Origin of the sequence: Lentzea californiensis, assembly GCF_024648825.1 — a bacterium.
Taxonomy (GTDB): Bacteria; Actinomycetota; Actinomycetes; order Mycobacteriales; family Pseudonocardiaceae; genus Lentzea; species Lentzea californiensis.
The window spans coordinates 478,138-497,950 of sequence record NZ_JANBBE010000003.1 but is presented as its reverse complement, the minus strand read 5'-3'; the positions used below and the strand labels follow the sequence as shown (position 1 = coordinate 497,950).

Annotated in this window: 20 protein-coding genes; 9 read left to right on the top strand and 11 right to left on the bottom strand. The window is 70.6% G+C overall.

Annotation, left to right across the window (positions count from 1 at the left end):
- Positions 1–847 precede the first annotated feature (847 nt).
- From LX88_RS16585 to LX88_RS16575, 3 genes are all read left to right on the top strand, one after another.
- A complete protein-coding gene (locus LX88_RS16585) occupies positions 848–2,353 on the top strand; it encodes a glycosyltransferase family 39 protein (RefSeq protein WP_258948671.1) in 1,506 nt (501 codons plus the stop codon).
- Positions 2,354–2,435: 82 nt separating this feature from the next.
- Entirely contained in the window at positions 2,436–3,377 is a 942-nt protein-coding gene (locus LX88_RS16580; protein WP_258948670.1) for a hypothetical protein, read from the top strand.
- Positions 3,378–3,438: 61 nt separating this feature from the next.
- Positions 3,439–3,849: a Calx-beta domain-containing protein gene (locus LX88_RS16575; RefSeq protein WP_258948669.1), complete on the top strand. Its 411-nt coding sequence runs from the start codon at positions 3,439–3,441 to the stop codon at positions 3,847–3,849.
- On the opposite strand, the gene LX88_RS16570 is transcribed toward LX88_RS16575, so the two are convergent.
- From LX88_RS16570 to LX88_RS16560, 3 genes are all read right to left on the bottom strand, one after another.
- Positions 3,827–6,610, bottom strand: coding sequence for an AfsR/SARP family transcriptional regulator (locus LX88_RS16570; RefSeq protein ID WP_258948668.1), 2,784 nt, complete (start codon positions 6,608–6,610; stop codon positions 3,827–3,829). The two genes, LX88_RS16575 and LX88_RS16570, sit on opposite strands and share 23 nt — an antisense overlap.
- A gap of 76 nt (positions 6,611–6,686) precedes the next feature.
- Entirely contained in the window at positions 6,687–7,199 is a 513-nt protein-coding gene (locus tag LX88_RS16565; protein WP_258948667.1) for a hypothetical protein, read from the bottom strand.
- Positions 7,189–8,055, bottom strand: coding sequence for a thermonuclease family protein (locus LX88_RS16560; RefSeq protein WP_258948666.1), 867 nt, complete (start codon positions 8,053–8,055; stop codon positions 7,189–7,191). Before LX88_RS16560 ends, LX88_RS16565 begins: the two co-directional genes overlap by 11 nt.
- Positions 8,056–8,301: 246 nt before the next feature.
- Here LX88_RS16560 and LX88_RS16555 point away from each other — a divergent pair, with 246 nt between their 5' ends.
- The 3 genes from LX88_RS16555 to ppk2 are packed head-to-tail and all read left to right on the top strand — an operon-like array spanning position 8,302 to position 11,953.
- Positions 8,302–10,125 carry a sigma-70 family RNA polymerase sigma factor gene (locus LX88_RS16555; RefSeq protein ID WP_258948665.1) on the top strand — a complete coding sequence of 608 codons (1,824 nt, stop codon included), beginning with the start codon at positions 8,302–8,304 and terminating at the stop codon, positions 10,123–10,125.
- A 24-nt stretch (positions 10,126–10,149) separates the two neighbouring features.
- On the top strand, positions 10,150–10,953 hold the full coding sequence (locus LX88_RS16550) for a lipoyl protein ligase domain-containing protein (protein ID WP_258948664.1): 804 nt from the start codon (positions 10,150–10,152) through the stop codon (positions 10,951–10,953).
- A 49-nt stretch (positions 10,954–11,002) separates the two neighbouring features.
- Entirely contained in the window at positions 11,003–11,953 is a 951-nt protein-coding gene (ppk2, locus tag LX88_RS16545) for a polyphosphate kinase 2 (protein ID WP_372511325.1), read from the top strand.
- A 192-nt stretch (positions 11,954–12,145) separates the two neighbouring features.
- Here ppk2 and LX88_RS16540 read toward each other — a convergent pair whose 3' ends face one another.
- The gene (locus LX88_RS16540) at positions 12,146–12,508 is read right to left on the bottom strand and encodes an STAS domain-containing protein (RefSeq protein ID WP_258948662.1); all 363 of its coding nucleotides are present in this window, start codon (positions 12,506–12,508) and stop codon (positions 12,146–12,148) included.
- A 172-nt stretch (positions 12,509–12,680) separates the two neighbouring features.
- On the opposite strand from LX88_RS16540, the gene LX88_RS16535 reads away from it, so the two are divergent.
- On the top strand, positions 12,681–13,598 hold the full coding sequence (locus LX88_RS16535; protein ID WP_258948661.1) for an anti-sigma factor RsbA family regulatory protein: 918 nt from the start codon (positions 12,681–12,683) through the stop codon (positions 13,596–13,598).
- Here the strand turns inward: LX88_RS16535 and LX88_RS16530 are convergent.
- From LX88_RS16530 to LX88_RS16515, 4 genes are read right to left on the bottom strand one after another with little or no spacing between them, the layout of a single operon-like run.
- Positions 13,532–14,032 (bottom strand): MSMEG_6728 family protein, encoded by a 501-nt coding sequence (locus LX88_RS16530; RefSeq protein WP_258948660.1) that lies wholly within the window; start codon positions 14,030–14,032, stop codon positions 13,532–13,534. The genes LX88_RS16535 and LX88_RS16530 overlap by 67 nt on opposite strands.
- Before the next feature lie 4 nt (positions 14,033–14,036).
- A complete protein-coding gene (locus LX88_RS16525; protein ID WP_258948659.1) occupies positions 14,037–14,486 on the bottom strand; it encodes a YflT domain-containing protein in 450 nt (149 codons plus the stop codon).
- A gap of 55 nt (positions 14,487–14,541) precedes the next feature.
- Positions 14,542–14,730, bottom strand: coding sequence for a DUF3072 domain-containing protein (locus LX88_RS16520; protein ID WP_090064545.1), 189 nt, complete (start codon positions 14,728–14,730; stop codon positions 14,542–14,544).
- A gap of 57 nt (positions 14,731–14,787) precedes the next feature.
- On the bottom strand, positions 14,788–15,123 hold the full coding sequence (locus tag LX88_RS16515) for a hypothetical protein (protein ID WP_258948658.1): 336 nt from the start codon (positions 15,121–15,123) through the stop codon (positions 14,788–14,790).
- A gap of 120 nt (positions 15,124–15,243) precedes the next feature.
- Between LX88_RS16515 and LX88_RS16510 the strand changes: the two genes are divergently transcribed.
- The gene (locus LX88_RS16510) at positions 15,244–15,600 is read left to right on the top strand and encodes a DUF6401 family natural product biosynthesis protein (RefSeq protein ID WP_258948657.1); all 357 of its coding nucleotides are present in this window, start codon (positions 15,244–15,246) and stop codon (positions 15,598–15,600) included.
- A 46-nt stretch (positions 15,601–15,646) separates the two neighbouring features.
- On the opposite strand, the gene LX88_RS16505 is transcribed toward LX88_RS16510, so the two are convergent.
- The 3 genes from LX88_RS16505 to LX88_RS16495 form a co-directional block, all read right to left on the bottom strand.
- Positions 15,647–16,474, bottom strand: coding sequence for a mechanosensitive ion channel family protein (locus LX88_RS16505; RefSeq protein WP_258948656.1), 828 nt, complete (start codon positions 16,472–16,474; stop codon positions 15,647–15,649).
- Positions 16,475–16,554: 80 nt separating this feature from the next.
- A complete protein-coding gene (locus tag LX88_RS16500) occupies positions 16,555–16,731 on the bottom strand; it encodes a hypothetical protein (RefSeq protein WP_166051932.1) in 177 nt (58 codons plus the stop codon).
- Positions 16,732–16,888: 157 nt separating this feature from the next.
- Positions 16,889–18,667 carry a hypothetical protein gene (locus LX88_RS16495; RefSeq protein ID WP_258948655.1) on the bottom strand — a complete coding sequence of 593 codons (1,779 nt, stop codon included), beginning with the start codon at positions 18,665–18,667 and terminating at the stop codon, positions 16,889–16,891.
- A 135-nt stretch (positions 18,668–18,802) separates the two neighbouring features.
- On the opposite strand from LX88_RS16495, the gene LX88_RS16490 reads away from it, so the two are divergent.
- Positions 18,803–19,810: a LacI family DNA-binding transcriptional regulator gene (locus tag LX88_RS16490; RefSeq protein WP_258948654.1), complete on the top strand. Its 1,008-nt coding sequence runs from the start codon at positions 18,803–18,805 to the stop codon at positions 19,808–19,810.
- The last annotated feature ends 3 nt before the right edge of the window (positions 19,811–19,813 follow it).

Below are 19,813 nucleotides of genomic sequence, written 5' to 3'. Positions count from 1 at the left end.
TGAACTGCTCCTCTTTGCTGATTGTCCCGGCACACCAGGACAGAGAGACCGCTGAAGTCACAGATACAGCGGGTGAAGGAGCCCCTTTCGAAGTCCGGGCTCGTGGACTGTCGCCGTGCACGAGATGCCGGCGGATCAGGTCGCGTCTTCGGGAGTACGCCGCGATATGCGGCTCACTGATGCCACACCCGTGCGGGCAACGCGCACGTCGGCGACCCATGCGTCAATTCTCGGACAACAGCCATGAAAACCCCCTTGCGTCATCCGCCTACACCACCGGACGCGAGAAGCGCACGCGAATCAGCGGGTCGGCGAAAGCACCCCACCCCAAAGAAGCCCCCAGAGCCGCCGAAGCGACAACCGCAGATTAGCCAGGCCCAGGACCTGCATGAATCCGCCGAACAGCCCAATTCAGAAATAGAATAAAGTTCATCAATCCGCTTATACGCCGATCGGCGGACTACTGCACGTTGTTACCTCGCGCACCCACTCAGACACAGGCAGTGACTGAATGCTGTGCCACGCGTCACATGCACCCCGAAAGCCCCAGCCTTCAGCGGCGATTTGGTATTCACGCACGGATTCCCCCACCAGTTGAGACGGGCCGAAGACGAGCTTGCTGTCGTTTGTCGGCCATTCCCCAATTTCGATGCCATTGCACAACGATGTGTCCCGGCACATGCTATAGACGCACGTCCGACTATGACGGTTCCATCGGATTCAATCTTCTTCGTGTTTGATTCTGCGTCAGAGGCGATTGCTGCCAATTGGAGCAATGCGCGGAGCTGATCATCGATAGCATCGCCGTCGCGGTGACCCCCGTGGTCACCACGAGGGGAGCGATTCGGTGTTCACGATCGAGGGCGTGGCGGCGCGAACCGGCTTGGCCGTACCGCTGGCGCGACGCCCGGTGGCGGTGGTCGCGGTGCTCTACGCGGCCCTGGTGTTCCCGTTCGCCGGGAACTACGGACTCTCGGCGGACGAGCTCTACTTCCGGATGCTGGGCGACGATCCGCACTGGGGGTACTTCGACCAGCCACCGCTCGCGCCGCTGCTGGCGAAGGCGGGCGCGGTGCTGTTCGGCGACACGGCTTGGGGTGTCCGGACGCCGGCCCTGCTGTGCGGCCTGGCCGTCGTCGTGCTCGCCGCGCTGGTCACCGCGGAACTGGGCGGCGGGCCACGGGCACAGGTGCTCGCGGCGGCCACCTCCGGCACGTCGGTGACCGTGCTCGTCGTGGCCCACTTCCTGCTGACCAACAGCCCGGACCTCGTCGCCTGGAGCGCGGTGGCGCTGTTCGCGTTGCGGGCGCTGCTGCGCGGGGACGGCCGGTGGTGGCTGGCCGCCGGTGCCACGTGCGGAGTGGCGACCTACGCCAAGTACGTCGTACTCCTGCTGCCGGTGACGCTGGTGCTGGCGCTGCTCGTGGTGGGGCCGCGCCAGGAGTTGCGCAGCCGGTGGCTGTGGGCAGGCGCCGGGCTGACCCTGCTGATCGGCGCGCCGAACGTCATCTACCAGGCGGTCAACGGCTGGCCGCAGCTCGTCATGGCGCGGACGCTGTCCGAGGGCAACTGGACAGACGGGCTGATGTTCCCCCTCTACGTCGCGTTCCTCACGGGGCCGGCAGTGGCCTTCGTCCTGGTCACGGGCGTGGCAGGCCTGCTGCGGCGGCCGCGATGGCGACCGGCGCGGGCGCTGGGGGCGGCCTACCTCATCGGCACGGCGCTGGTGCTCGCCGTCGCGCCCAGCGGCATCGACTACACCGAGGGCTACCTGGTGCCGCTGGTCGCCGCGGGCTGGGTGATCGCGGACGAGTGGCTGACCCGCGGACGGTCGCGGTTGCCAGTGGCCGTCTCGGTGCTGTCGGTCTTCGCCGTGGTGCAGGTGGCGGTGATCGTGCCGGTGCTGCCGGAGCGGATGTTCGCCCGGTTCCCGGCGACGAGCCTGACGACCGAGACCATCGGCTGGGAGCGGGTGGCCCGGCAGACCGCCGACGCCTACGCCGCACTGCCCGAAGGTGAACGGTCGCGCGCCGTGGTGCTGACGAAGAACTTCGGCGAGGCGGGCGCGCTGCACTGGATGCGCGACGACTACCCGCTCCCCCCGATCTACAGCGGGCACAACGAGCTCTACTTCCGCGGATCGCCGCCCGAGAGCGCGGACGTCGTGATCGCGGTGGGGGTGGGCGAGGACCTGCTGGCGCGGGACTTCCGCGAGTGCTCCGTGGCGGCGCGCATCGACAACGGGCAGGGGCTCGCGACCATGGAACAGGGCCGGGCCATCTCGGTGTGCCGCGAGCCGCGGGCGCCGTGGGCCGAGCTGTGGCCCGGCTACCGGCTGATCGGCCCCTACTAGGGCCTGCAACAGCACGACAACGTCGCCACAACAGCACGCCGGTACTTCTTCGGTCGGCAGTCCACAACCGATGGAGGACATGGTGAAAGCCCCACTGGCAACGGCGCTGGCAGGCTTGCTGGCGGCCGCGGCGCTCATCGCTCCGGCCGCGAGCGCGACGCCGTTCCAACGCGACGTCTTCGTCCGGGACAACGTGAGCGACGTCGGCAACGAGCCGAGCACCGGCAGCATCTACCACAGCCCGGACATCAAGGTGTGCACGACGCCGGTGCCGTGCGCGGTGTCCCAGAACCCCGTCGTGGGCGTGAACAACTACGTCTTCGTCACCTTGAGACGCAAGCCGGGCGGCATCGGGACCGTGGACGGCAACCTCCACCTGTACCGCAGCAACCTCGGCGGCGGCACGGCCTGGCCGGGCGGCTGGACCTTCATCGGCACCGCGGGCTCGACCGTGCCGGTCAGCGGTACCACGGTCATGATCACCTGGCCGGGCTGGAACGTGCCCGGCCCCGCGCACTTCTGCCTGCTCGCCCGGTGGGTGTCGAACGCCGACCCGATGACGTTCGCCGAAGTCAGCAACACCCAGCAGAACGCGCAGCGGAACAACAACATCGCGTGGCGCAACGTCGACTCCGTGCGGGTCCGCCCGTTCGAACCCGTCCGCGTGCCGTACACGATCGGCAACCCCGAACGCACCGACGCGCGGCAGAACCTGGTCCTCGAGCAGCCGCGGCCGTTCGCCGGCGCGATCACGTTCGACCTCGGCCAGGAGCTCACGGCGCGGTGGAAGGCCACCGGCGGCAGGGCGACCGGGGTGAAGCAGGTGGGCGAGACGCAGTTCCAGCTCGTCGACACCAAGGCGCGCTTCGACAACCTGACGCTCAAGGCGGACGAGCGCGTCCAGACCGCGCTGACGTTCGAGACCGACAGGGAGGCGGGACCGGCCGAGCTGCACGTGCGCCAGACCGACGCGCAGGGCACGGATCTCGGCGGGGCGCAATACCTCATCAACGAAAAGGACTGAGTATCAACCCCGGTGGGTCCGTCTCCGTTACTCGGAGACGGACCCACCGAAAGGGTTGTCAATGAGAACCATCATGGTGTTGTTGCTGCTTCTGCTCGGGATCGTGCCCGCGCACGGAGCAGCGGACTGCGAGCCGCCGGACTGCCCCGTCGTCGTGGACGCGATCGACGGGCCCGTGCACGAGTCGGCGGACTCGTACACGGCGGCGCTGCAACTGCGCGACGGCCCGGTGCAGCAGAACGTCGAGGTGACCTACAGGTTCGTCGACGGCACCGCGAAGCAGGGTGAGGACTACCAGGCCGTGTCACGCGGAACGGTCGTCATCAAGGCGGGCCAGAGCCAGGCGGGTGTGCCTTACAAGGTGTTGCGCGTGACGGGCGAGCAGAAGACGTTCACCCTGGAGATCACGTCCGTGAAGCCGGGACAGGTCGGCAAGCGCGTCGCCGTGTTCACGATCGGCGGCGAGAGCTGAGCAGCGTGACCGCCTGAGCCAGGTGCCGGGCTGCCTCGGTCCATCGCCCGCTCCGGCCCTCCAGGTCGGCGAACGTGCGGTGGGCCAGGGCCTGCTCGAACCCGTCCGGCGCCTGAACCCTTGCCTCCAGGGCGGCGGTCAGGTGCTCACGGGCGGCGGCGAGGTCACCGAGCGCGAGCTCGGCGTCGGCCAGGTCGCGCAGGGTCGACGCCTCGCGGTGCCCGTCCCCCAGCGCCCGGCACACCGCGAGCGCCGCGGTCAGGCATTCCCTTGCCGCCACGGGATCTCCGAGTGCGAGCCGGGTGACACCGAGGCCGGTCAGCGCGTCCGCCTCGAAGCGGTCGTCGGTGATCTCGCGGCTGATCCGCAGCGCGTCACCGAAGTGGCGCAGCGCCGGTTCGAGGTCGGCGAGCCGGTGGAAGGCGTTGCCCAGCGACATCAGCGTCGCCGCCTCCAGCCGGAGGTTCTCCTTGGCGCGGAACGTCTCCAGTGCCGCGAACAACGGCTCAGCGGCCAGTTCCGGCCGGCCCATCCGGACGTAGGTGTAGCCGAGGTTGCGCCGTGCCAGCGCCACGCCCACCTCGTCGCCCGCGACCCCGTGCACGTCCATCGCCACGCGGTAGGAGTCCAGCGCGAGGTCGAACTCGCGCAGTTCGGAGTGCGCGTTGGCGATGTTGTTGTGCAGCCGTGCTTCCCCGCGGAGATCGCCCGCCTCGCGCACCAGGGCGAGCGCTTGCCGTTGCACCACCATGGCTTCGGCGATGCGCGAGGTCATCTGCAACGCGATGCCCTGTCCCCGCAGCATCTCCGCCTCGGCCCGCTGGTCGCCGAGCGCGCGGGCGGCGACCACGGCGTGCTCGCACTGCTCGACCCGCGCCGCCCAGTTGCCCCGCGCCTCGAAGTAGGCGGTCAGCAGGTACGCCAGCTGCCAGGTCTCGCGGTGCAGTCCCGAACGCGCGGCCAGCCGGATCATGTGCAGCACGTTGTCGCGTTCGGCGTCGAGGCAGGCGAGCACCTCGACCCGGTCGCCGGTGAACGGCAGGTCGTCGCAGCGCGGCCGCGTCACGAGGTCGTGGCGCGGGTTGAGGACCTCCCCCGCGGCGTGGGCGATCGTGAGGTACCGGTCGAGCAGGCGCTCCACCCCGTCGCCGATGTCGCCGCTCTGCCGGGCGAACAGCCGGATCAGGTCGTGCAGCGCGTACCGGCCGTTGCCGACCTCGCTGACGAGGTGCGAGGCGACGAGCTCGTCGAGCCCCGGGCCCATGGCGTCGGCGAGGTCGGCGGGGAAGCTCGCGCCGGGGTGTTCCCCCAGCACCCGGAACAAACGCGCGGCCTGGGGGCTCAGCGTGCGGTGCGCGCTGGCGAACACGGTGCGGACCGTGCGGTCGTCGCCGTCGACCGACAGCACGTCCAGCGGGTCGTTGCGGGTCAGCTCGCGCACGAGGTCGGCGATCCGCCGGCCCGGCCGGATCGCGAGCCGCGCGGCGGCGATGCGCAGCGCGAGCGGCAGCCGTCCACAGTGGACCACCAGCTCCGCGGTCGCACCGGGCTCGGCGTGCACCCTGGACGCGCCGAGGATGTCGGCGAACAGGTCGTGCGCCTCGGGTTCGCTCAACAGGCCGAGGCTGATGGTGTGCACGGCGTGGTGCGTGCCGAGGGCCGAGAGCGCGTCGCGGCTCGTGATCAGCAGCAGGTTCCCCTGGTCGCCTGGAACGAGTGGCAGCACGTCCCGCGCGCGGCGGACGTCATCGAGCAGGATGAGCACTCGCTTGCCGTGCAACAAACTCCGGTACGTCGCGGACGGGTCGGCGGGCACCCGGTCCGCCGGGACGCCGAGGCTGTGCAGCATCTCGGTCAGCGCCTGGGCCGGGGTGAGGCGCTGCAGGTCCAGGAACACCTGCCCGTCCGGGAAGCGGCCGGCGACGCGGCGCGCCCACTCGACGGCGAACGTGGTCTTGCCGACCCCGGCGACACCGGAGACGACGACGATCGGCGGGAGGCCTGCGAGGGAGGCGAACTCGGCGGCGCGGCCGGTGAAGTGGCCCGCCCTGGCGGGCAACTGGGCGGGTCTCGCGCTGTGCAGCGACGGATCGCGGCGGAGGATGGCGGTGTGCAGGGCGGTGACGTCCGGGCCGGGGTCGGCGCCGAGGTCGTCGGCGAGCCGGTGTCTGAGTCTTCGGAACACCTGCAGCGCGTCGGCGTGCCGTCCGCCGAGGTGCAACGCCCGCATCAGCAGCCCGACGAGCCGTTCCCGCGTCGGGTGGCCGACTACGAGTCGTTCCAGCTCCTCGATCGCGTTCCGCCCGTCGAGCCGCTCACCCCAGTACGTCTCCAGCGCGGCGATCCGCTGGTCCCGCAACCGGTCGATCTCCGCCCGGCCCCAGCCGAACAGCTCCGTGCCCGCCAGCGGCTCGCCCCGCCACAGGCTGAGGTCCCTGGTCCGTTCGAACGTCACCGCGTCGACGGACGCGTCGAGCTGGTAGCCGCCGGGCTTGGTCATCAGCGCGCCGGGCAGGCCGCAGTCGGCGAGCGCCTGCCGCAGCCGCGCGACATGGCTGTGCAACGACCGCACGGCCGTGCGCGGCGGATCCTCGCCCCACAGCACGTCCACGAGGCAGTCGACGGAAACAGGTGTGCCCGCGCGCAGGGCCAGCACCGCGACGATGCTGCGCTGCCGGGCCCCGGTCAGCACCGCGAGGCCGTGCGGGCCGCACACCTCGACCGGCCCGAGAATCCTTACCTCACCACCTGTTCCCAGCACATCGCGTTACGCTAGCTTCCCGCAATGTGCTGGTGGCAGCGCTGATCGTGGGACAGAACCGGCAGTTCGCCGCTGCTCAGCGGAGCAGTTCCGCGAGGTGGACCACGTCGTCGCGAGCCCACGTCCGCCGCGCTCCGCCGTGCAGGACGACCCGTGCGTCGTCGTCCAGAGCCACCTCGACCACCTGGCCGATCGGGCCTATCGAGCCGTGCAGCCGGATGGTGTCACCCGGCTCCAGTTCGTCCGCGCGGCACGTGTCGACGTTGCGGGCCGTCGAGGCCGGCCGCAGTCGCGTGGTGAAGAGCCACCACAGGACGCCGGACACCACCGGGGTCGTCAACGTCAGGACACCCGCGGCGACCGGGAACTCGGTCACCAGCGCGGCCGCTCCGACCAGCGCCCACAGCAGTCCCGCCACCGCGGCCAGCAGCACCGAGCTCACGGGGTGGTCGCCGACCTGCAGCCAGCCCGTCGTGCGCACCCAGCCCTCGGCGGTCAGTCCGCGGGGCCGTCCGCCGTCCACCCGCGTCGGTGCCGGGTCGGCCTCCACCGCTTCGGCGAACAGGTCGACGTGGTCCTCAGTCCGCACGCTGCCACCTCAGCTGTCCCCTGGGTCCGCGGGTGCAGACGATCTCGGTCCCCTTCGGCGACGTCCTGCGCGTCCCTTCGAGGAGACACCGCTTGCCCTCGAACCTGGCGAGCCATTCGTCGTCGCCGGGTTCCTCGGTGGCCGTGGGAGGTGGCTCCGGCGCGGGTTCCTCGGTCGTCGTGGTGGGCACCGGCGGTGGTGTCGTCGTGGTCGTCGTCGGAACAGCCGTGGTGGACGAGGTCTGCGGTGTGCTGGACGGCGGCGCCAGCGCGTCGTCGCGGTAGCCGGTGCACCCGCCCGCCCACAGGCCGCGGCGTTGCAGGCGCGCGGCCGACTCGACCGGTCCGAGCTCCCCGCGCGCCGCCACGTCCGCGGACGCCGTGCCCTCGTCCACGACGGTTCGCGCGTAGTCCGTTCCGTCCGGCAGTTCCACGTCGACCAGGAGCCGATCGGTGCCGGTGTCGCCGTCCTTCTTGACGATGAGGCGCACCTTCTTGCCTCGCAACAGGTTCTCCGCGACCGCCAGGGACTGCGACTGCCAGCAGGGCGCCGCGCTCACCCCGGCGACACGGGCGCCGAAGACCCGTCCGGTGCCGGGCTCCACGCCCTCGAACAGGTCCACCCCGGACACCGCGCGGACGGTCACCTCGAAGGAGTCGCCCCTGTGCACGGCCACACCGGGTCCGCCGCGTTCCGCCAGGCGTGCGTCGCCGCTGAAGCCGGCCGCGCCGGTGACGGCGAGCGCCCCGAGGACACCGGCGCACGCGACCGCTAGCCTCGTTCGCTGGCCGCTGCGCCACCAGAAGCGGCGGACGATCCCCGGACTGGTCGTCGGGGGCTCGGAGGCGTTCGGCAAGGGCGCTCCCGGCTCGTTCCGTCGTTGTCCCGGGGAAGTGTTGTCGCAGGTAGCACGGCCGTCAAGGACGAAAACGGTTCAATCGGATCGCTATGCAATCCTTCACAGAACGCCCGTTGTGATCGCATCCGCACACAGCGCGACCGTCATAGGGTGCACGTCGGCAGAAATTTTCCGTTATCGCCGGCCGCCGGGGACATCTCCTGGTCAGACGACCCCGGACTGGCAAGTGAGGTGGGCATGGCGATGGCCGAGGAACCCGGCGTCGCGACGGTGACGGCCGCGCGGGACGGCGACCAGCGAGCGCTCGACGACCTGGTGAGCGGGTACCTGCCCCTCGTCTACAACATCGTCGGGCACGCGCTCGGCGGTCACCCGGACACCGACGACGTGGTCCAGGAGACGATGCTGCGCGCGGTGCACGGCCTGCCGGGGCTGCGCGATCCCGCCGGGTTCCGGTCGTGGCTCGTCGTGATCGCGATGAACCAGATCCGGCTGCGGCACCGCGACCACCAGCGCCTGCCGATCACCGGTCCGGTGCCCGAGGACGTGGCCGATCCCGGCGCGGACTTCGTCGACCTCACGATCATGCGCCTGCAGCTCTCCGGGCAGCGCCGCGAGGTCGTCACGGCCACGAGGTGGCTCAGCGAGGACGAACGCGAGCTGCTGTCGCTGTGGTGGCTGGAGGCGGCCGGACGACTGACCCGCGCAGAGGTCGCCACCGCACTGGAACTGACCCCGCAGCACACCGCCGTGCGCGTGCAGCGGGTCAAGGCCCAGCTCGACGCCGCACGGATCGTCGTGCGGACGCTGGAGCGCACACCGCGCTGCCCGGAGCTGGCCTACATCGTCGCCGAGTGGGACGGCGCGCCCAGTCCGTTGTGGCGCAAGCGGATCGCCCGGCACAGCCGGGACTGCGCGCGGTGCGAACGCTGCGGCCGCGACCTCGCGTCCGTCGAGGGGCTGCTCGCGCGACTGCCCCTGGTGCCGCTGCCCGCCGCGCTCGGGTTCGACCCGGCCACGCTCACCGGTTCGCACGTGGCTATCACCCAGGTCACCTCCGCTCCCGCCACCGGCGGCAAGGCCGGCCTGTTCTTGAAGGGCGCGCTGGTGAAACCCATCGCGGCCGCCGCAGCCGCGGTGGTGGCGGCGGGCATCGTGGTCGCCGTGCTGCCCTCCCGCGAGGAGCCGGTCGCCCGCGCGATCCCGGTCGCCGAAAGCACGACGTCCTCGCCGTCCACCACCTCTGCTTCGCCCATTCCCCCGTCGTCGTCGGCGCCGCCGTCGACGACCACCACGTCCGCCAAGCCCGTGCCGCCGCCCGCGGTCCCCGTGACGGCGTCGGTGAAGAAGGGCGTGAGCACCTGGAACTTCGACGGTGCCGGCAAGGCGCTGACCGACGTCCGTGCGGGCTGGTACTACAACTGGGCCGCGCACCCCGACGGCGTCCCGACACCGCCGAACGTCGAGTTCGTGCCGATGATCTGGGGCACGAAGTTCACCGACGACGCGACGCTGGCCAGGGCGAAGGCGAACGGCAAGGTGCTGCTCGGCTTCAACGAGCCGGACTTCCCCGACCAGGCGAACATGACCCCGGAACAGGCGCTCGACCTGTGGCCGAAGCTGGCCGCGACCGGTCTGCGCCTGGGCAGCCCGGCCGTCGCGCACAGCGGCGACAAGGCGGGCGGCTGGCTCGACCGGTTCATGACCGGCGCGGCACAACGAGGCCTGCGCGTCGACTTCATCGCGGTGCACTGGTACGGCTCGGACTTCAGCGACGCGGCCGTCGGCCACCTGAAGAACTACCTCGCCGCGGTGCACGCGCGGTACGGCAAACCGATCTGGCTGACCGAGTACGCGCTGATCGACTTCTCCGGCGGCACGGCCCGCTTCCCGACCCAGGCACAGCTCGCCGCCTTCGCGCGCGGTTCCAGCGCGATGATGGAAGGCCTCCCGTACGTCGAGCGCTACGCCTGGTTCGCACTGCCCGCGGACAAGCCCGGCACCGGCCTCTACACCCCCGGTGGCATCCCGAACGAGGCCGGTGAGGCGTACCGCGCCGCGGGCTGATCGGCCGTCGTCGAGAATCACGGCGTGCCAACCGCGACGAACACCCGCCTCCTGGTCACCACCGGGAGCGCCGGGCCCTCGATCACCGACCTGGTGATCCCCGCACTGCTGCTGCGCACCCCGGGCGCGCCGTGGCAGCAGCTCGTCCACATCTACGTGCCGGCCGGTCCCACCGTCGCCTTCAGCGGCAGGGACCTCCGCTCGCCCGGCATCGCCGAGGCCACCGCACTTGCCCGCGAGGCGGGCTTCGCACCGGTGGTCAGGTCACCGGGCGGGCGGATGGTCGCCTACGACGGCGGTGCCGTGGTGATCGACCACCTCGACAGCACCACGGACATCCGCCACGCGGGCAGCGCGACCTTCGCCGCGAACGCCGAGAGCCACGTCCGCGTGCTGCGCGGACTCGGCGACGTCGACGCCCGCATCGGCGAGGTCGAGGGCGAGTACTGCCCCGGCGAGTACAGCATCAACGTCGCGGGCGTCACGAAGGTCGTGGGTTCCGCACAACGCGTCACCTCCACCGGTTCCCTGTTCAGCACCGTCGTCCAGGTCGCCGTCTCGGACCGGGTGCGCGCCGTGATCACGGACGTGTCGCGCGCACTCCGCTACGACCTGCGGCAGAGTTCCATCGCCGGTCTCGCCGACTACGAGCCCGCGCTGACCGCCGCCGAGGTGGCCGCGGCGTTCGTGGCGGACTACCGCGACCGGCTCGACATGACCGACGGACAGCTGCCTCCCGCGGTGGTCGCGCACGCGTCCCAGGCCGGCGGTGGTTCGCCGTTCCACGTCGACGACTGGACGCGGGCGAACCCGCTGCCGGACAGGTAGGGCCCAAAGGCCCGTTTTCGCCGTCGATACGTCGGGTATGTACGAATCCGTGACTGTCGATTCAGCAGAGTTACTCGCCGAGGGCTACACCGCGAAGTTCCCGGACAACGACGAACCGATCCTCCTGGACGCCAACGGCGACGAGGTGCTCACCTGGCGGGAGAACTACCCGTTCACCGAACGGATGCCCCGCGACGAGTACGACCGCCTCAAGCGGTTGCTGCAGATCGAGTTGCTCAAGCTCCAGCACTGGGTGGCCGAGACGGGGCAACGTCTCGTCATCCTCTTCGAGGGCCGTGACGCCGCCGGCAAGGGCGGCACGATCAAGCGGTTCACCGAACACCTCGACCCGCGTGGGGCGCGCACGGTCGCGCTCGACAAGCCGAGCGAGCGCGAGCAGGGCGAGTGGTACTTCCAGCGCTACGTCCGCGAACTTCCCACCGCGGGCGAGATCGTGCTGTTCGACCGGTCCTGGTACAACCGCGCCGTCGTCGAGCACGTGATGGGGTACTGCACCCAGGCCGAGTACGACCTGTTCATGCGGCAGGCGCCGGTGTTCGAGGAGATGCTCGTCGAGGACGGCGTGCTGCTCGTGAAGTTCTGGTTCTCCGTGTCGCGCAAGGAACAGCGGACCCGGTTCGTCATCCGGCAGATCGACCCGGTGCGCCAGTGGAAGCTCAGTCCCAACGACATCAGGTCACTGGACCACTGGGACGACTACACCGAGGCCAAGGTCGCCATGCTCCGCTCCACGGACACGGAGATCGCACCGTGGACGGTGGTCAAGAGCAACGACAAGAAGCGGGCCCGCATCGAGGCCATGCGCAGCGTCTTGGCCCGGTTCGACTACCACGACAAGGACTGGGGCGTCGTCGGCACTCCGGACGTGCGCATCGTCGGCGCCGCGGCCACGCTGCTGGAGGAGGGCGAGGACGACACGGCCCTCAGTCCCACTCCCATCGCTCCCAGCGCCGAACCGGGTCCAGGGCTGCACCCCTGAAATGGCCGGCCTGCGGACCAGGCCCTGACCGGAAGGTCTCACCCACTACGACGGACCACCACACCACCCGAACTTGAGCGCACACGGCTCAAGTCACCATGCGCACGCGGGGACCTTTCGTGCGCATGGAGCGCACGCGGGGACCCCGCGTGCAGTGGTGAGCAGGGCGGACGGGACGTTTTGGCCGGGCGCCTAGGCCGGAGTCAGTGCGTCCATCACGGACGACCGGACGCCCAGCACGCTCATCAGTTCCAGTGCCTGCAACGGTCGCAGCACCGCGGCGGTGTTCGCGACGACCACGAGCGCGCTGCCCCGGCGCAGGCACAGGTCCTGGTGTTCGAGCAGCAGTCCGATGCCCTGGGCACCGAGGAACCGGACGCCGCTCAGGTCGGCGACGACCGGCGCGGGCGGGGTGACCGATCTGATCGCCTCACCGAGGCGTTCCGCCAGGTCAGGGGCGGTGGTGAAGTCGATTTCACCGGCGACGCGCACGAGGACGGCGGAGCCTGCGGTCTCGAATGCGGTGCGGAAGGGGACTTGACCGTCGGTGAGCACGTGGCAACCTCCAGTTATAACGGCGCGCATGGCCGTTCAACGGGCTGGCTGCTCAACCCACACCGACGGTAGCGCAGTACACGTGTGTTCGCGGATCGGAGGTCTTCCGGCAGCGGCCGAATGCCAGGTTCCCCGGGATGAACGCCTCAAAGCGGGCGTAGCATCGGTCCCTGTGACCGGTTTCTTCCACGAGACCGCCTTCTACGGCACTGACGACGACTTCCTCGCGCACGCCGTGCCGTTCCTCGAGGACGGCCTGCGCGGAGGTGAGCCGTGCGTTGTGGCGTGCTCCGAGCAGAACACCGCTCTGCTGCGCGGCGCGCTGGGTCGCACCGGTGTGATCTTCCGGCCGGGCTCCGACCAGTACTCCCGGCCGTCCGAAGCCATCGCGAGCTACCGCGACCTCTTCCGCGAGCACACGGCCGACGGCGCGCAGCAGATGCGCGTGGTCGGTGACATCCCGCACCCCGGCACGGGCGCGCGCTGGGACTGGTGGGCGCGCTACGAGGCCGCGGCGAACCAGGCGTTCGCCGAGTTCCCGGTGTGGGGCCTGTGCCCGTACGACACTAGAACAACGCCCGCCGACGTGCTGGCCGACGTGGTGAGAACGCACCCGAACATCGCGACCACGCCCGGCACGCACGAGGCGAACGCCGGCTACCGCGAGGGTCTCGCCGCGTCGCCGCAGCTCCCGGACGTGCTCGAAGAGGGTGTTCCGCTGCTCGAGCTCCTCGACCCGGCCGCCAGTGCGGTCCGCGAGGCCGTGGGCAACGCGATCGACGGGCTGGACCTGGACGAGGACGCCACGCACGACGCCGTCTACGCGGCCAGCGAGATCGTCACGAACGGCCTGACGCACGGCATCGCGCCGGTCCGCTTTCGGCTGTGGGCGGGCGGCTCACGCGTAGTGCTCGCGGTGACCGACCACGGGCCCGGCCCGTCCGATCCGATGGCGGGCCTGGTGCCGACGACCGAGACCCGCTCGGCCGGGCTCGGGCTGTGGATCCTGCATCGCACGTGCGACTACGTGTCCATGGGCCGCGACGCCGACGGGTTCACCGTGCGGGTCAGCGTCGGCGGCCAGACGTAGGGCAGGTCGTCCGGCACGCTCGAGAAGAACCTGCGGTAATGGCCGGGGTCCTTGCGCACCAGCGCGGACTGGTGGCTCAGGTGCACCTCGGGGTCGCCCAGCCAGGCGGGGAGTTCGTCGGCGGCGGCCAGTTCGTCCTGGGTGCGCACGACGACGATTCCCCTGGCGCGGGCCAGGTCCGACCGCATCGTCGCCTCGCAGGTGTCCCGGAACCCCTGCGAGCGCCACTCCGCGCAGATCTCCACGCCGTACCGGACCAGCGCCTCCTCGAACCCCGCCCACATCTTCACGGCCGGGTGGTGGCGCCAGCCGTGACCGGGCACCACCAGCGCGCGCTGGACCTGGAGCGTCTCGACCCGTTGCTTGCCCAGACGGCGGTGGTCCAGCACACGGGCCGTGGCGACGAAGTCGGGGAACGGCAGGAAGGTCTGCATGGCGTCAGAGCACGTACTTCGCCGCTTCGGCAGCGCGTTCGCCGTCGACGTGCACCTCGTACCGGCGCGCCTGCAGGGTCATGGTGCTCGCGAAGTCACGGCGTCCGCGCGTGCTCCAGTGCGCCACGAACCCGAAGACCGCACCCCAGAACGCGCCGACCGCGAGACTGATGAACACGAACCAGGCCCAGGTCTGGCCGGCGGTGAACAGCCCGAAGAGCACGCCGATGAACACACCGAACCACGCACCGCTGGCCGCGCCCGTCACCGCGGCGCGGCCTCGCGTCATGCGTCCGGTCACCTGCTCGACCGTCCGGACACCGTCGCCGATGATCCGCACGCTCTCGACCGGGAACCCGTCGTCGGACATCCGGTCCACCAGGCGCTGGGCGCCGAGGTAGTCCGGGAAACTGGCCAGCAGCGACGACTCCCGGGGCACTTCCGTCTGGGTCACTTCGTGCTTGATGTCCACGTTCCCCGGTTACCCGCGGGCGTGGCGTTCAACACGATCAACTTCCCCGGCCGGTCTTCTCCTGGAGCCGGTCGATGAGCTGCGACGCCTCCACCTTGGTGAGCTCGGCCGGCACTTCCTCGCCCGCTTCCTGGGCGAGTGTGTGCAGGTACGACTCCTGTGGACCGGTCATCGGCTCGTCACCGGTCGTCCAGTCCTGCGGGTCCTTCTCGGGCGTGCGGTTCACCACGACCCCCTTCCACTCGAACGTGCGTTCGAGATACCCAGGGCGGTGGTGCTCCAATCACCGGCCGAGAACGACGTCACCGGGAGTCGAGGGAGCCGGTACGGCCATCGAGCGCGAGACCCGGCTGAGCAACCGGTGAGCGACGGTCAGCAGCATCCGGGCCTCCATCCGCTCGCCGTAGTGCAGGTGCTCACCTGCGGCTTCGACGCATCCCGCGACCTGCGGCGACACCGTGGCGTGCGCGGCCGAGCAGGCTGCCAGCGCCTCCGCGAGGCCTCGGCGGGCCTCGTCCGGGTCGACACCCGCGAGCGCGGTGCAGACCGCGGTGTCCAGCTTCTCCAGAACGACGGCGCGCTGGTGCCGCGACGACGGCTCGTCGAGTTCGGTGGTCATGGTCATCGCCTGCCTTCACAGCCGGGAACTCCGCGCCGACTGCTTGACGCGCACGCGCCCGTGTACCCGGTTCGAGCGCCCTCAAACCGGCATTTCACCGGACGCCGCTACGGTGTCGGAATGCGTGTGACCTGGCGCGAGAAGAACGCGCGACAGTGGATCTCCGAACTCTCCGACCGGATCGGCGTGGCCGGGTGGGCGACACTCGCCCTCACCCCCGCGCTCGCCGCCGAGGTCGACCAGCACGGTGCCGCGGTGCGCGACATCCTCCTGTTCGGCGTCGAGGGCGCCGGCACGGTGGGCGCGGTCGTGCTCCTCGCCGCGTACGGGCGAGGCCTGCTGGACAACGCGCTGGAGCCGGACTGGACACCGACGTCGTGGCTCGGCGTCCGCCTGATGGCCATCTGCCAGCTCGCGCACCTGCACGACGCGAGGCCGCTGGCCGACGAGGTGCACGCGCTCCCGAAGCTCACATGAGAAACGAGGCGCACCCGAGCGGGTGCGCCTCGCCGTTGATCCTCGTTCAGCGCTCGTCGAGCCTCCGCTCGCCGAGCACCGGGTCCTCCCCCGGCACCGGTCGCGCGGCGGCGGTGGGCACCGGCGCGGTGACGGGTTCGGCCTGGACCTGAGCCGGGGTACCGGTGCGCACGGCGTCCTCACGCCCGCGCTGGTACGCCTCCGCCTGAGCCTGGGCCTGCGGCAGCTCCTGCTCCGCGCGTCCCAGCCAGCCTTCCCAGCGCTGCTGCATCGGCTTCACCAGGCCACCGCCCACACCGACGACGAGGATGCCGCCGGCCGTGGCGAGCACCGCGATCAGGACCGGCGTGGTGACCGTGGTGGCGACACCGATCTGGTTCAGCGCGGCGATGATGCCGAGCGCCCAGATGAAGATCGACGCGATGTTGGCGAGGACGCGGCCGTAGGACAGGCCACCCAGCGCGCCGCCGATGAAGTCCTTGGCGGCGTTGGCGACCGCACCCGCCACGACGACGATGATGATCGCGACCGCGGCCTTCGGCAGCCACGACACGATGCCGGTCAGCAGCTCGGAGACGGGGTTCGGGCCCCAGACGCCGAACGCGATCTGCAGCGTGATCAGCACCAGCGCGTAGAAGACCAGCTTCGCGAGCAGGTCAGAGGCGTCGTACTTGCTGTTCGCGAGCATCCTGCGGATGCCGCCGCGTTCCACGAGCCGGTCGAACCCGACGCGTTCGAGCACCTTGTCGACGAGCTTCGCCACCGCTTTCGCGATGAACCAGCCGATCAGCAGGATCAGCAGGAACGCCGCGAGCTTGGGCACGAACGTGGCCACGGCGCGCCAGGCGTCGGTGAGCCCTTGCCTGAAGTCCATGTCGAACTCCCTTCGCACGGGCGCCCGGCCGGGTCACCCGCACCTGGCATTACCCGGTGCGGGCGCCCTTCACACGGACTTCACGAGACCTGTCGCAACTCGCGATCGCTGGCCACCAGATGCTCCCAGGTCCGGCCGCGCTGGCTGGGCGGTGCGGAGCCGTCCGCGGTGCACACCGGGTACACCAGGCCGAAGGGAACCGGCTGATCGAACTCGTCACCGGTGCGAACGTCGACGAGACGACGCAGATGTGCCATGACAACCACTCCTCACGACCGCGCTGAGGGACGCACGCGTCCGGGTAACCACCCGAACGGGGGACCTGGGGTTTGGGATCATCGAATACCCCGTGAGCTGCGCGGACATGCGCGGCACCATTGCGACATCAGAGTGAAACTGTCAGTCCACAGTGGACTAACGCGCCGTGACCGTGAGGGTGAACGTGCCGTCGTGCGGGACGGTGAGGACCCGCATCCGGCGGCCGGGATAGATGATCGTGGTGGCCGGCCGCAGCCGGGGCTCCAGTGCGCGCCCCCAGTCGAACCGGATCACCGTGCGGCCGCGGGTGAGCGTGAGGCCGCGCGAGTCCAGCGCCACCGTGTCGGAATTCCTGACCACCAAAGGAATTTGCTCGGTGGCCGCGCTTGCGGCCCGCACCGACCGCACGACCCGGTCGCCCACCGCCACCTCCGTCACGACCGAACCGGACGGCGTGCGGTAGCGGAACCGGTACGGCTCGCCGCCGAGGAACTCCGCCTGCTGCACACCGTCGGAGTCCGGCACCTGACCGGGCAGCACCGTGGCCCAGCAGGCGTGGTCGTTGTTGTTGATCGACTGCACCAGCATGCCCGCGACGGGGTGCCACAGGAACGTCAACCCGGTGCGCGCCAACGAGGTCGCCCGGCGCGTGCCGAAGTATCCGCCGACGTACCAGCGTGGCCGCCGCACGAACAGGAAGTCCTGCCCCTGGTCGCTGCGCCGCTCGGTGAAGTGCGTGCGCCGGTAGGGCAGCCGCGCGATGGCCGCCGTCCTTTCGGCACGGCTCGGGTAGCGCTCGCCGTACATCGCGTGCGTGAGGATGCGCGGTGAGGTGTCCGGTTTGACGAGCGCGGGCACCGGCGCCGTCGAGGCCGCCCAGTCCGCACGCGCGGCGGCCAGGTCCTCGCGGCTCGACACGAACGCGGCCAGGCCGGGAACCTCCGGCACGAACTGGGCGTTGAGCGCGGTCCGTTCGGGATCGGGGCGCACGTCGGCGTAGAACTTCGAGGACGTGCGGGAGTTAGGGGCGATGTTGGCGAACCAGCCGGAACCGTCCGGTTCGCGCAGCAGGTTGTAGCCGAGCCAGTCCGTGTACCTCCGGGTCATGGCGACGAGGTTCGGGTCGCCGGTCTGCCGCCACGCGTCCGCCATTTCCGGCAGCATGACCTCGAAGTTGTAGTTGGTGTCCGCACCGGACTCCTCGTAGAAGTACCCGGCGGGGCTCTGGCCGGCGGTGGCCAGCCGCCGGAACGCCTCGGTCAGCCGCTGCCGCAGCGCGGCGTCCGGGTCGCGCCTCAGCGCGAGCGCCGCACCGGCGAGGCCTGAGGTCGTCTGGTTCGCCCAGGTGAGCGGCGACTGCCAGACGGTGTCGTTGGACGGGTCGAGGAACCACGTCATGGCCCGCCGCAGCGCGGCGCTGATCTGGGCCTGCCGCGACCGCAGCACTCCGGCGCGCTTCAGCAGCGCGTTCGTCTTGCTCAGGTAGCCCATGCCGAACCCGGTCGCCGCCAGCGAGTGCTGGTCCGCCGAGTACTCCGGCCACGAGCCGTCGGCGTGCTGCAGCCCGAGGTAGTGGCCGAGTCCCGCGTCGAGTGCGGCGAGCACGTTCGCGTTGCCGCGGTAGGGGTTCCACGAGCGGGACTGGGTCGCGAACCAGGCCAGCGTGTAGACGTGTTCCTGGACGCGGGCGTTGTACGAGGCGTTGGGGCTGCGCCACCAACCGCCGCCGAAGAAGCCGCTCGCGTTCATGTCCGCGACCATCGGCGAGACGAGCATCAGGTACTGCGCGAACCGCTGCTCGTCCGGCACGAACGAGCGGCGGTCCGGGGTGACCGGCGGGGGCGCGGGCAAGGCGTGCGCTGACGCCGGCAGAGCGGCGAGCAGTCCGACCGCGGTCGCACCGGTGATCAGGCTGCGACGGCTGAATGCGTTCACGGGCCTACCTCCTTGGTGGCGCACCCTCGCTCGCACGAACCCGGCCCGTCAAGATGCTAATTCGAATTATTACAGGGTTGACGGCGATGCGGATGCTGTCGCAGACTCCCTGCCAATTCGAATCGGCAGGTGCTCATGGCGAAGAGGCTCACCCAGCAGGACATCGCCCGGATGGCGGGCGTCAGCCAGGCCACGGTGTCGCTGGTGCTCAACAACCGGACCGACAGCGGCGTCCGGATCGCGGAGGAGACGCGGGCGAGGGTGCTCGAGGTGATCCGGCGGACCGGTTACGTCGCGAACCCGATCGCGCGCCGGTTGCACGACCAGCGCAACCGCATCCTCGGCGTCTTCACCTACGAGGCCGTCTTCCCGAGCACCCGCGCGGACTTCTACCAGCCGTTCCTCGAGGGCATCGAGGAGCAGGCGGAGGAGGCGGGCTGTGACCTGCTGCTGTTCACCAGCGCCAAGGCGACGAGCGGGAAGCGGCGGATCTTCAGCGACGACAGCAGGATCCGGCTCGCGGACGGCTGCGTGCTGCTCGGACGTTCGATCGACCGCGACGACCTGGCGCAGCTCGTCAAGGAGGCCATCCCGTTCGTCTCGGTCGGACGGCGTGACGACGCGGGCGGCCCGGTGCCGCACGTGGGTGCCGACTACGCCGCCGCTGTGCGGGACCTGGTGGGCCGCGCGGTGGCTCTGGGGCACCGCGAGCTCGCCTACGTGGGCGCCGGCACGGGCGCGGAGTCGTCGGCAGACAGGCTGCGCGGGTTCAAGCAAGCCGTTGCGGCACAACGGGTCAAGGGCACGCACGTCCAGTTCGCCGGGCTCGGCCAGTTGCTCGACGCGGGTGTCACGTGTGTGCTTTCCGAGGAGGTCTCCGACGGTGCCGCGCTCGTCCTCGCCGCCCGGGAGCGCGGCCTGTCGATCCCCGGCGACCTGTCCGTGCTGACGCTCGGCGCCGCCACCCGGCCCGCGCCGGACGACGTCCGGCTCACCGGTTTCCGCATCCCGCGCCGCGAGATGGGGCGGCGGGCGGTGCAGGCGCTGACCGAGGTGCTCGCACACGGCACCACCCCGCAGGAGCTGCTGGCCTGCGAGTTCGTCGAAGGCACCACGCTGGGCCACTCCACCGCCCAGCGTTGATCT

Excerpts from the sequence above, each read along its gene's own strand:
- LX88_RS16575 (WP_258948669.1), top strand. The coding sequence starts at position 3,439 with ATGAGAACCATCATGGTGTTGTTGCTGCTTCTGCTCGGGATCGTGCCC.
- LX88_RS16555 (WP_258948665.1), top strand. The coding sequence starts at position 8,302 with ATGGCCGAGGAACCCGGCGTCGCGACGGTGACGGCCGCGCGGGACGGC.
- LX88_RS16530 (WP_258948660.1), bottom strand. The coding sequence starts at position 14,032 with ATGCAGACCTTCCTGCCGTTCCCCGACTTCGTCGCCACGGCCCGTGTG.
- LX88_RS16515 (WP_258948658.1), bottom strand. The coding sequence starts at position 15,123 with ATGACCACCGAACTCGACGAGCCGTCGTCGCGGCACCAGCGCGCCGTC.
- LX88_RS16510 (WP_258948657.1), top strand. The coding sequence starts at position 15,244 with ATGCGTGTGACCTGGCGCGAGAAGAACGCGCGACAGTGGATCTCCGAA.
- LX88_RS16505 (WP_258948656.1), bottom strand. The coding sequence starts at position 16,474 with ATGGACTTCAGGCAAGGGCTCACCGACGCCTGGCGCGCCGTGGCCACG.
- LX88_RS16500 (WP_166051932.1), bottom strand. The coding sequence starts at position 16,731 with ATGGCACATCTGCGTCGTCTCGTCGACGTTCGCACCGGTGACGAGTTC.
- LX88_RS16490 (WP_258948654.1), top strand. The coding sequence starts at position 18,803 with ATGGCGAAGAGGCTCACCCAGCAGGACATCGCCCGGATGGCGGGCGTC.